We start from the raw sequence: 11121 nt of genomic DNA, 5'->3' as shown, positions 1-11121 counted from the left end.
GAGCGGACATGAAGGGCGACTTCTCCAAGGCCGCAAAGCTTTCTGCGCCGAACGATCTGGGTCTTCTCTATCAGCAGGGACGGGTCATCACCGACCGCGACCTGACGGCGGGGGAAATCATCGCGCAGAACTGGCGCGCGACCGCCGCCCGCGACGTGATCGGCGCCGGCGTGGCCGCCGTGCCCGCAACCGAGCCCGACGGCTACCGGGTCGAGGCCGCGACGATGCACGACGCGCATGTCGACGTGCGGCTTGCGCCGGGTCGCATGTGGGCCGACGGCATCCCCCTGACCCTGTCCCCCGACGCGGACGCACCCGCGCGAACGTTCGCCGCGACCTATCTTTCGCCCCCCGCCAACGCGCCAGGCACCGATGTCGGGAGCATCGGCGCCGGCATCCGTGACGCGGTGATCCTGGAGGTCGTGCTGGACACGCTGAACGGGTTTCAGGAGCCCGAACGCCTGATCGAGGCGGCGCTTGGCGGCCCGGACACCGCCCAGCGCATCCATCCACGGCAAAGGCTTCGGCTTCTGCGCCTTGCACCCGCCGAGGATTGCACGACCATCGGCCCGCGGCTGCGCGATGATCCGGCTCTTCGCGGCCGGCTCAGCGTGACGCTGGAAGCACCGACAACGATTCCCGGCGACTGCCCGGTCGTCGACGGCGGCGGCTACAGTGGTTTCGAGCACAATCTCTACAGGATCGAGATCGCCGAGACCGCGGACGCGCCGGTACTGTTCAAATGGTCCAGCCTGAACGGCGGGCTGGTCGGGCGTGGCCGCGTTCAGGGCGGCGCCACCCCTCGTGTCGAGTTGTCGGGAAACCGCACCGCGATCATTAATTCCGGCTTGTCCGAATTTTATCTCGAGGCACTCGAATACACGGAGCACTTCGGCTATTGGCGCGTGGTTTACGGTGCGCCGGCCACATTGAACGCCGATGGAAACCTGAACCTGACGACACCCGCGACTTTCGGCACGATGCCGGGCGCGGGCGGTCCGGTTTTCTTCCGGCTCTGGAACGGGATCGCGCCGATCAGTGCATTCACCGGCGGCCCTACCCCGTTGCGGGCCGGTATCGAACTTCACTTCACCTCGACCCCAGCCGCCTACCGGGCCGAGGATTTCTGGACCTTCGACCTGCGCGCCGGCGAGATCGTGAACCCCGAGATACTGCACGACGACGCCCCGCCAGAGGGGCCGATCCGGCACCGGGTGCCCCTGGCCGAAATCAGCTGGACCGACCGCCGCGACACCGACCATGCCGGCGCGATCGAGGATTGCCGCCGTCGGTTCCGGCCGCTGACCAACCAGAAGACCTGCTGCACCTGGCTTGTGGGCAACGGTGTTTCCAGTTTCGGCGATTTCAACAGCCTGGATGAAGCGGTCGCGCATCTGCCGGAAAGCGGCGGACAGGTCTGTCTGCTTCCGGGTGTGCATCTGGCAAACCTGCGGCTGATCGGTCGGCGCAACATCAAGATCCACGGGTGCCGCGAACGGACGATGGTCCTGCCCCGACCGGACGCCGCCGCCGATCCGGTGATCCGTATCGAAGGCGGAAGCGAGGTCGAGATCGCCGATCTGGACTTCTTCGCACCCTTCGGAATCGCCGTGGATGCCACAGGCGAAGAAAGGGCGCCGCTCCGAAACCTGACGATCCGGGACTGCCGCGCCCTGTCGCTTGCCTACGGCTTCCGGGTCGAGCGGGCCGAGAAGGTTCGGATCACCGGCAACCGTATCTGGATGCTCGACCACGCCTCAGCGCTTTCCGCGATCTCGCTTCGGGCGCGCGACGCCTTGGTAGAAAGGAACGTTCTGGCCGTCTGGCCCCACGCCTTCACCCCGCCCGTCGACGACGACGAGGCGCCGGAAAGAGAACGCACGCCCGACCCGGCCGATCCCTGCCTGGAACCTGAAAAGCTCTATGGCAACCTCAAGCTGTTCGTCGCGCATGTATTGATGGTCTGGACTGCGACCATCGTCGCAACGCCCGAACAGCCCTATCGGGCGCGCGGCGGGCTGCACCTGCGCGGCGGCTGCGACCGGATCGACGTCATCGCCAACCGGATCGCTGGCGGGGCCAGCCACGGGATCGTCCTGGGCGGGGCCTATGCCAGCGAAATGCCGGCGACAGAGGCACCTGAAACACCGCCCTCGCCGCGGGTCTTCAGACTTCCCGCCGGCCCTATCGGCGGCCGCGCGCAGGACGAGGACGGCGAACCCGTGGCCGGCGTCGCGCTGACCCTGATCAACACCAGCGGGAACGCGGTTCAGTCGCGCGTCTCGGCCCCGCCGAACGGCGTGTTCGTTTTCGAAGTGCCGGCCACGGGCGGTTACTTTCTCGAGGCATCCGAGGGCTATCAGGTTGTCGAGGTCGACACGGACGCGGCGTCGGCGCGGCGTCTGGTGGTCACCTTGCGCCGCGTCGCGGCGACCGATCGGCGGGATACGGGCTTTCTGACCCGGATCCGGATCATCGACAACACGATCGAACGCATGGGCCTGTCCGGCATCGGCTTCCTGCTTCATGGCACGACGCCGACGCCACCGCCGCCGCCCGAACGCGCGGGTCCCGCGGCGCTGGCCGAATTCGTCGCCGAACTCGTCGCGCCGCGCGAACTGATTTGCACGACCAACCTGATCCGCGATCTGGAGGTTCGCGGCAACCGGATCCAGGACAATCTGCGCCTGATCTTCACCCCGGCGATGCGGGCGCTTGCGCCCCGGATCGCGCAGGGCGGCATCTCCCTGCCGCTGGTCGAGGGACTGCGGATCACCGACAACCACATCACCGGCAACGGCACCAGCGCCGCCAATCCCTGTGCCGGCATCTTCGTCGGCTATGGCGAGGAAGTCATCCTCAGCGGCAACTACATCGCCGGCAACGGGCCGCTGGGATCCGACTACGATACCGCCGGGATCGAGGGGCTGCGCGGCGGCGTGGTCGTGCGGATGGCCAGCGCCATGATCGCCGGGGGTGCGGCCGATGCCCGCGAACGCCCGGCGCTGGATATCCGTGACAACCACATCGACCAGCCGGCAGGCCGCGCGATCACCGCCTTCGCCTTCGGCCCGGTTTCCTGCGTCGGCAACCACCTCAACAGCGAGCGCGAGGGCCGCTGGAGCTTCGTCGACCGCTTTGCCGGGGCGGTGCTGATCGCCAACCTCGGCGGGCTGCACCGGCAGTTCGAATTTCTGGGCCACACCGCGTTCGAGCCCGGCCGCACGCATGGCGACACACGCTACACGACCGGCCTCGCCGCCCGCGCCCCGGCCGAGGACCTGCTGCCGGGCGGCGAGGTGATGTTCAATTCGAACCGCGTGCGCACGGGGTCGCGCAACCGGGCCTACAGCGCGACGCTCATCGCCACCTGCGACGACCTGGGGTTCGACAGCAACCAGTCCGCGATCTTCAAGTCCGACGCGGTCTTCACCAATCTCACCGCCATTGGTCTGAGCGTGCGCATCACCGACAACCGCTTTCGCGAACGCGCGCGCAGCACCGCGATGTCGGCGCTGTCCATGTCCTTCGGCCTGGGCGAGGCCGGCCGCCTGCACGCGATGAACATCGCCACCCACAACCAGGCCGATCATTGCGTGATCGCAACCAGCAACGGCCCGCCCATCGGACAACCGGTGCTGGAGACGCCCAATCAGGTCGTCTACGCCGCCTTCTGCCCGATCGAGGCGCCGGACAAGGCAAGGTATCTCCTGGCGGCGCTTGCGCAGCTCATGCGCCTCGATGCCCAGCCCGACCTTGAGATCGAAAGGGCCGGCGCCGACCTGTCGAAGGGCCTTTCGCACACCGTTGTGGGCTTCGGCGATTTCCAGCAGCGGATGACCGTGCCCAAGGCGGCCGAGGCCGAGCGTGTCCGGCACATCGGCGGCGCGCAGCCGCAACCGGACACCGATCTCCGGCTCGAGATCCTTCAACGGCAGGCCGCCGCCGAGGCGCTGCAGGAACGCGCCCATCTTGCCACCGTGCGCGAAGTCGCGGAACCCGCCCAGGGCGGGCTGGTCATCGATGGCCGGATCGCCGACGCCCACGGACGCGGCGTCGCCGCGGCCGAGGTGGAACTGATCGATGGTCGCGGACGCAGCCTCGACATCGGGGCCACGACCGACCGCGCCGGATACTACGCCCTGTCCATTTCCGCCGAGATGCGCGCGAATCTGGCCTCGATGGACAACCTGACGATCCGGACGCGGCTGGGCGATGCGGACCCCGCCTCGATCCCCGCCACGCAACTGCTGCGCAGCAGCGACGAAAGGCAGCGCATCGACATCCCCTACGATCCGCTGAAGGAATTCCGCTTCGAACTTCCGCCGCGCAGCCCGTTTCGCCCGACGGACCCGACGGGTCCGCAACGCCCCACCGATCCGCCGCTGCGCCCCGATCCGGTGAGGCCGGATCCCGTCAGACCGGATCCGGTCCGACCTGACCCGATCCAACCCGTACCCCCCAGGCCCACGCCGACACCGCAGCCGGTGCCGCCGATCCCGACACCGCAGCCCGAGCGTCCGCCGCGACCAGACCTCGACCCGGCCACCCCGCGCCTGCGCCTGGAAGTGGTGGACGGCATCGGCCCGGCCATTGCCGAGCGGCTGCGGAACGAGGGGATCGCCGACACCGCAGCACTTCTCGACACCCCGATTGATCGCCTGGAGTCGATCCTCGGACGGCGCGCCGAGACGATCCGCAACAACGCGCGCATCGCGGTACGCGACGCCCGTGACCGACCGAACGGTGGCTGACCATGCGACGCGCTGAAACCCGCCCGCCGATCCGCGGGGCGTCCGAGTCCCCGCAGCGACATGCCCCGGTCAAACCGCCCCCGCCGATACGCTTGGGCCAGACGCCAAGGCCCCGGCCGGTCGCGGGCTGCGCCTGCGGCGGGGGCTGCCCGTCCTGCGGCCCGCAGCCGCGCGCCGCATCGGCGCGGTCGGTGTCCGCGACGCCCGGCGTCCCGCTGGAGCCGGGCTTTCGCAGTGCGGCCGAGGCGCGTTTGGGGGTGACGCTGGCCGATGTGCGACTGACCGCGACCGGCGCCCTGACTGAAAGGGCACGGGCACGCGGCGCCGATGCAGCCGTCGCCGGAAACACCGTCGCCTTCTCCGGCGGGTTGCCGGATCTGCGGTCCCCGTCGGGCCGCTTTGCGCTGGGCCACGAACTGGGCCATATCGCCCGGCATCGCGGCGGCACCACGCTCGCCGCCGGGGACGAGGCGCATGCCGATGCCGTTGGCCGCGCTCTTGGCGGCCCGCGCCGTGCAAGCGGGATCGCCGAAGGCGTGGCGCACCCCTCCCCGGAACGGCTGGACGCGCAGAAGGTGCATTTTGGCATCTTCGATCCGGTGCGCGACTTCCTCGCCGAACCGGTGGGCTATGCGCTGGCCGCCGCGCCCGGGGTGAACGCAGCGCACGCGCGGGTGGTGGCGGCGCTTCCGCGGAGTCTGCTTCGGTTCTTGCTGGAGGTCCGCGACGGCGCACAGGCCGCCGACCGCTGGACAGCCGATCTGGTGCGGATCCTCCTGGTACATGGTCACAGCTCGCAGCAGTTGTTCGACCATCTGATCCGGGGCCTTCAGGACGGCTCGCTACTTGCCGGCCAAGTCCTTGGCGCAGCCATCGACGTGCTGGGCATCGATGAATTCGCCCGCTCGCTTTTCGTCACCAGCGGCGCCCTCAGCCCCCTCGATCCGACCGAGGAGACGGCCTCGCGCCACGTTCATCCGCCGGGGCTGATCCCCTATGCGCAGGTGCTGGTCGACCGGGGCGGCATCGGCGCGCGCCTAGCCGCGATCCAGGGCAGTGGCGCGCCGATCCTGAACCAGCTTGTCGGCGGTCCGGGGGCGGTTTTTCGATCGGTCACCACGATGCATGTGATCCATACCGGCACCGGCACGATGTCGGCCGGCCTGGCGGTCCATGAACTCACCCATGTCGGCCAGTACACGATGGCCGGGGCGAAATACATGGCGCAGGCCCTGCACGCGCAGCTTGCCGGGCAGGGCTACGACTACAATCGCCTTGATGGCTCCCTTGCGGCCTCGATCGCCGCGGGGCGCGGCTTTTCCGACTTCAACCGCGAACAGCAGGCGCAGATCTGCGAGGATTACTACGACGCCCGCTTCGGCGGCACGCCGCGCTACGGCGGCGCGTTGAGCGATCTGGAACATTTCGTGCGCGACCTCTGGCGCCTGCGCGGTGCGGCCTGGCCGGCGGGCGGCCCGTGACGACCCGGGCCCGTGCCGGCCGTGCTGCCCGGACCCGTCGCTATCATCGGAATGCCGCCCGATCGCCGTCAATCGCGCGACGGGCGGGTTGGTGGCCTGCCCAATCGTCAGCGACCGGGTCCGACGCTCGAGTCACGCGTTTCAGAAAGGTTAACAGAAAAACGCTTTCCGTTTTGTTTCAGTGCCTTGGTCGATCGTCCACGCGTGGACCCGCCGCCTTTCCCGGTCGCAGGCGCACAATCCATCGCGTGCCGGTGGGCCGTCGGAACCAGCTGGCCCGCCCGCCTCAGCGCCCCTCGAACCGCGCTGGTCGCTTTTCCAGGAACGCCATCACCCCCTCCAGGAAGTCGCGCGACCGCCCGCACTCGCCTTGAAGCTGGGCTTCAAGCGAAAGCTGCTGGTCAAAGTCGTTCTGCTGGCTTGCCCGGATCGCCTGCTTGAGCGCGCGATAGGCGACGCTGGGCCCTTTCGCCAACTGGCCCGCGCGGGCGCGCCATTCGCCCTCGAACGCGTCATCATCGACGGCGGCCCAGATCATGCCCATCGCCGCGGCCTGCTCGGCGGTGACCGGCTCGGCAAAGAGCCCCAGGCCCATCGCGCGGGCAAACCCGACCTGCCGCGGCAACCAGTAGGTGCCGCCGGCATCCGGAATGAGGCCAATCCGCGTGAACGCCTGAATGAACACCGCCGAGCGCGCCGCAATCACCACATCCGCCGCCAGCGCCAGGTTCGCCCCCGCCCCGGCCGCCGCTCCGTTCACCGCAGCGATCACCGGCAGCGGACAATCGGTGATCGCTTGCAACATCGGCTCGTATTCCTCGCGCAGGATGCGTTCGAGGTCGAGCTCATCAACCGATACGCCGCCGCCCAGGTCCTGCCCCGAACAGAACGCCCGCCCCGCGCCGGTCAGCACCAGCGCCCGCATCCGGCCCCCCAGATCGCGCACCGCGTGCAGGATCTCGGCCCGCATCTGGGTGTTGAGCGCGTTCAACAGTGTCGGTCGATTCATCATGATCGTCCCGACGCCATTTTCCTCGGTCACGATCAGGGTCTGGTAGTCCATGCGGCCCTCCTGCGGCGGATGCAGGGGCGAGCATAGCCTCAGGTTGTGCGGCGCGCCAAGATACAACCCTGCGTCAGTCTCGCAGAATCTCGCGCAATCGTGCCTCTTCCTCGGGGCTCAGCGGTTTTTCAGGCGCGGCGCGGCGGCGCAATGCTACCCCCGCGATCCCCAGCGCCACGACAAACAGAAGCGGCGCCGAGACCCAGAGGATCAGGTTGACCCCATCGGTGCGCGGCCGCAGCAGGATGTATTCCCCGTAACGGTCGACCAGAAAGCTGACCACCTGCGCGTCGGTGTCGCCTTCGACCAGCCGTTCCCGCACGATCAGCCGCATGTCGCGCGCCAGTTCGGCGTTCGATTCGTCGATGCTTTCGTTCCGACAGACGACACAGCGCAGATCGGCCGAAATCGACCGCGCGCGGCGCTCCAGGTTAGGATCGCTCAGCACTTCGTCCGGCTGAACGGCAAGCGCCGGGGCGATGGGCAGGCTCAGCGCCAGGATGAGGGCGAGGAAAAGCGCGCGCATGGCCTCACTCCGCCGGATGCGCCTGCGCCGGGGCGCTGCGCGCACCTGCGGCCACACGGAAGCGGCGGTCCGACAGCGACATCAGCCCGCCCAGCGCCATCAGCGCGCAGCCCGCCCAGAGCCAGTTCGCGAACGGCTTGATATAGGTCCGAAGCGCCCAGCCGCCCCCCTCCTGCGGGTCGCCCAGCGCGAGGTAGACGTCGCGGAAGAAGCCGTAGTCGATCCCGGCCTCGGTCGTCGGCATGCCGGCGGCCGGGTACATGCGCTTCTCGGGGCGCAGTTCGGTGACGAACCGGCCATCGCGGGCGACATCCACGAAAGCCATGGTCGAGATGTAGTTCGGCCCCTGCACCCGCTGCACATCGGTCAGGGTCAGCGTGTAGCCGTCGTGTTCGAAGCTCTGGCCGATATGGGCGACGCGGATATCCTCGGTCTCCCAGCCCAGCAGGGCGGCGATGGCAAAGATGGTGATGCCCATCCCGGCATGCGCCGTCGCCTTCCCCCAGTCGGCGCGCGGCAGGCGGGTGATGCGGCGCAGCCGTTCGACCGGACCGCCACGCCCGCCGCGCAGCCACAGATCGGCCAGCGCCCCGACGACCACCCACACCCCCAGCGCAACGCCGATGGGCGCCATCATCGCGCCACCGGTCTGCAACACCCACGTCAGGGCACCCAGCGTCACCGCCAGCACGGCGACGCCCCAGATCCGGCGGGCCGCGGTCAGCAGGTTGCCGCGTTTCCACGGCAGCATCGCGCCCACCGGCAACACCACGGCCAGCGCCACCATGAAGGGTGTGAAGGCCGCGTTGAAAAAGGGCGGGCCAACCGTCAGGACGCGGTCGAAGAACATCTCGGCCACCAGCGGCCACATCGTGCCGATGAAGACGACGAAGGACGACACCGCCAGGAGGACGTTGTTGGTCAGCAGCGCCGATTCGCGGCTGACGGTCGCAAAGACCCCCTTGGCCTCCATCGCCGCGCCGCGCCAGGCGAACAGCATCAGCGCGCCGCCCATGAAAAAGGCGAAGATCATCAGGATGAAGACCCCGCGCTCGGGATCGCTGGCAAAGGCATGGACCGAGGTCAGCAGACCCGAGCGCACTATGAACGTGCCCAGCAGCGAAAACCCGAAACCGAGGATCGCCAGCAGGATCGTCCAGGCCTTCAGCGTCTCGCGTTTTTCCACCACAATGGCCGAATGCAGCAGCGCGGTCGCGAAGAGCCAGGGCATGAAGGACGCATTCTCGACCGGGTCCCAGAACCAGAAGCCGCCCCAGCCCAACTCGTAATAGGCCCACCACGACCCCAGTGCGATCCCGATGGTCAGAAAGACCCAGGCGGCCAGTGTCCAGGGGCGCACCCAGCGGCCCCAGGCGGCATCGACCCGCCCCTCGATCAGCGCGGCGACGGCGAAGGAAAACGCCATCGAAAGCCCGACATAGCCGAGGTACAGAAATGGCGGATGCAGCGCCAGGCCGGGGTCCTGCAGAAGCGGGTTCAGGTCGCGCCCGTCGAAGGGCGGAAAGGACATGCGTGAAAAAGGGTTCGAGGTGAAGATCGTGAAGGCCATGAAGGCCGCGCCGATGGAGGATTGCACCGCCAGCACCCGTGCCTGCAACGTCGCCGGCAGGTTGCCCCCGAACCACGCCGCGCAGGCGCCGAACAGGGTCAGGATCAGCACCCAAAGCAGCAGCGACCCTTCGTGGTTCCCCCAGACACCGGAAATCTTGTAGATCAGGGGTTTGGCGGTGTGCGAATTGTTCACCACCAGCGAGACCGAGAAATCCGAGGTGACGAAGGCCCAGGTCAGCGCGGCAAAGCTCAGCGCGGTCAGCGCGAACTGCGCACTGGCCATCGGGTTGGCCGCGGCCATCCAGTCGCCCCAACCCTTGTGCGCGCCGACCAGCGGCACCACCGACTGGATCAGCGCCACCGCGAAGGCCAGGATCAGGGCGAAATGTCCAAGTTCGACGATCATGACCAAGGGTATAGCCGCGATTGACCGCCTCGCAAAGCGGAAGCGGCGGTAAATCCTGCGTCAGGACAGCGCGGGTGCGGCCCGAAACGCAAACGGCACCCGCGGGTCGCGGGCGCCGTCGCTGTCGTTCCTGGATCGCTGATCGCTCAGGGACCGTGATGGTCACGGCCGGAATCGTTGGCCGGCCGCCGCCAGTCGTCCAGCGCCGGGTTCGCGGTGGTTGGCGCGGCCTCTGGCGCCGCCGACGGGGACGGCACGATCACCGGCTTGTGCGACCGCAGGTGATGCGCCTCCCGCGCGCCGAAGTAGAAGGCGACGACGGCGCCCAGAAGCCACCAAAGCGGCTCGGGCACCTCGGCCAGGCCGCGCATCCGGCGCGCGAAGCCTTCGGGATCGGCCATCGCATAGACGAACAGCCCCAGCGTTCCCAGCGCCAGCAAAGGCCGCGGCAGGCGATTGAGCCCATTGACGAAACCGTCGAACCAGCCCTGCCGCGCATGTGTGAATTCCGCGGTGTGGCTGGCGTGGGCGGACATGTAGGCGTCGTGCCCCAACTCCATCTGCCGCGTCGCGTTGGCCCGAAAGACCTCGGCCACGCTGCCCACGGTCTGCCCCAGTGCGACGGCCCCCGCCGCCCCGCCGCCGAAAAGCGTGCGCAATCCTGCTCCCATCAACCCCATGCCGCGGTCCTTTCCAGATGCTCGCCCCGGCTCAGGTGATAGCGGGCGCTGATGAACTCCTCGGCGCGGGCGATCCAGCCGCCCTTGCCGCCATCTCGCCGCCGGGCGAATTTCCGGCTGGCCGGACGCGCGTCGGCGATGGCGTAGTAGTAGTTTCGCCGCGCGATCCCGTAGGCGTCGGCCAGATGCGCCGGCGCGGCCAGTGCGGCCGCCTGCGCCGCGCGCACGGTCTGCGACCCGATGGCGCCGTCGACGTCGATGTCGTAGCCCATCTCGACGAGCAGGCGCTGCAGCACCCGCACGGCATTGGCGCCGGCGTTGACATACATGTCGAAGACCGGCGCCTGCAGCGCCTCCGGCAACGCCTCGATCCGCGGCTTGCGCCAGTAATGGTCGATGAAGATCTCGACGGCCTGACCGCGCGTCAGCGCGCGCACGTCGTCGACATCGATCTGCCCGTCGCCGGTCAGGTCCATGCCCAGCCGGCGCATCGTGTGAATGGTAACGCCGAAGTTCGTGGCCCCGCCGGGATCGTCGGGGTCGTTCACGAAGCCACCCTCGCGGGCGACGATGTCTTCGGCAAGCTGGCGTAGATTGCGCATCCTGCCTCTCCAAATTGGTGTTTCGAAGGACAGGATG

Annotated in this window: 7 protein-coding genes; 2 read left to right on the top strand and 5 right to left on the bottom strand. The window is 68.6% G+C overall.

Annotated features, from left to right (window positions below; all coding sequences use genetic code 11):
- Positions 1–8: 8 nt before the first annotated feature.
- Positions 9–4754 (top strand): hypothetical protein, encoded by a 4746-nt coding sequence (locus IM708_RS04580; RefSeq protein ID WP_209425141.1) that lies wholly within the window; start codon positions 9–11, stop codon positions 4752–4754.
- Positions 4755–4945: 191 nt separating this feature from the next.
- Positions 4946–6235, top strand: a complete 1290-nt coding sequence (locus IM708_RS04575; RefSeq protein ID WP_209425140.1) for a DUF4157 domain-containing protein — start codon at positions 4946–4948, stop codon at positions 6233–6235.
- Positions 6236–6521: 286 nt separating this feature from the next.
- On the opposite strand, the gene IM708_RS04570 is transcribed toward IM708_RS04575, so the two are convergent.
- From IM708_RS04570 to IM708_RS04550, 5 genes are all read right to left on the bottom strand, one after another.
- Positions 6522–7298, bottom strand: coding sequence for an enoyl-CoA hydratase-related protein (locus IM708_RS04570; RefSeq protein WP_209425139.1), 777 nt, complete (start codon positions 7296–7298; stop codon positions 6522–6524).
- 73 nt (positions 7299–7371) lie between these two features.
- Positions 7372–7824, bottom strand: coding sequence for a cytochrome c-type biogenesis protein (locus tag IM708_RS04565; RefSeq protein WP_209425138.1), 453 nt, complete (start codon positions 7822–7824; stop codon positions 7372–7374).
- A 4-nt stretch (positions 7825–7828) separates the two neighbouring features.
- Complete coding sequence (locus IM708_RS04560; protein ID WP_209425137.1) at positions 7829–9802, bottom strand: heme lyase CcmF/NrfE family subunit; 1974 nt, start codon at positions 9800–9802, stop codon at positions 7829–7831.
- 146 nt (positions 9803–9948) lie between these two features.
- The gene (locus IM708_RS04555; RefSeq protein ID WP_209425136.1) at positions 9949–10482 is read right to left on the bottom strand and encodes a holin family protein; all 534 of its coding nucleotides are present in this window, start codon (positions 10480–10482) and stop codon (positions 9949–9951) included.
- On the bottom strand, positions 10473–11084 hold the full coding sequence (locus IM708_RS04550) for a holin-associated N-acetylmuramidase (RefSeq protein ID WP_209425135.1): 612 nt from the start codon (positions 11082–11084) through the stop codon (positions 10473–10475). Before IM708_RS04550 ends, IM708_RS04555 begins: the two co-directional genes overlap by 10 nt.
- Positions 11085–11121 lie beyond the last annotated feature (37 nt).

Origin of the sequence: Pararhodobacter sp. SW119, assembly GCF_017811755.1 — a bacterium.
In the GTDB taxonomy this organism is placed as follows: domain Bacteria; phylum Pseudomonadota; class Alphaproteobacteria; order Rhodobacterales; family Rhodobacteraceae; genus Pararhodobacter.
The sequence above is the reverse complement of the archived record's forward strand: the minus strand, read 5'-3'. Positions and strand labels throughout refer to the sequence as shown.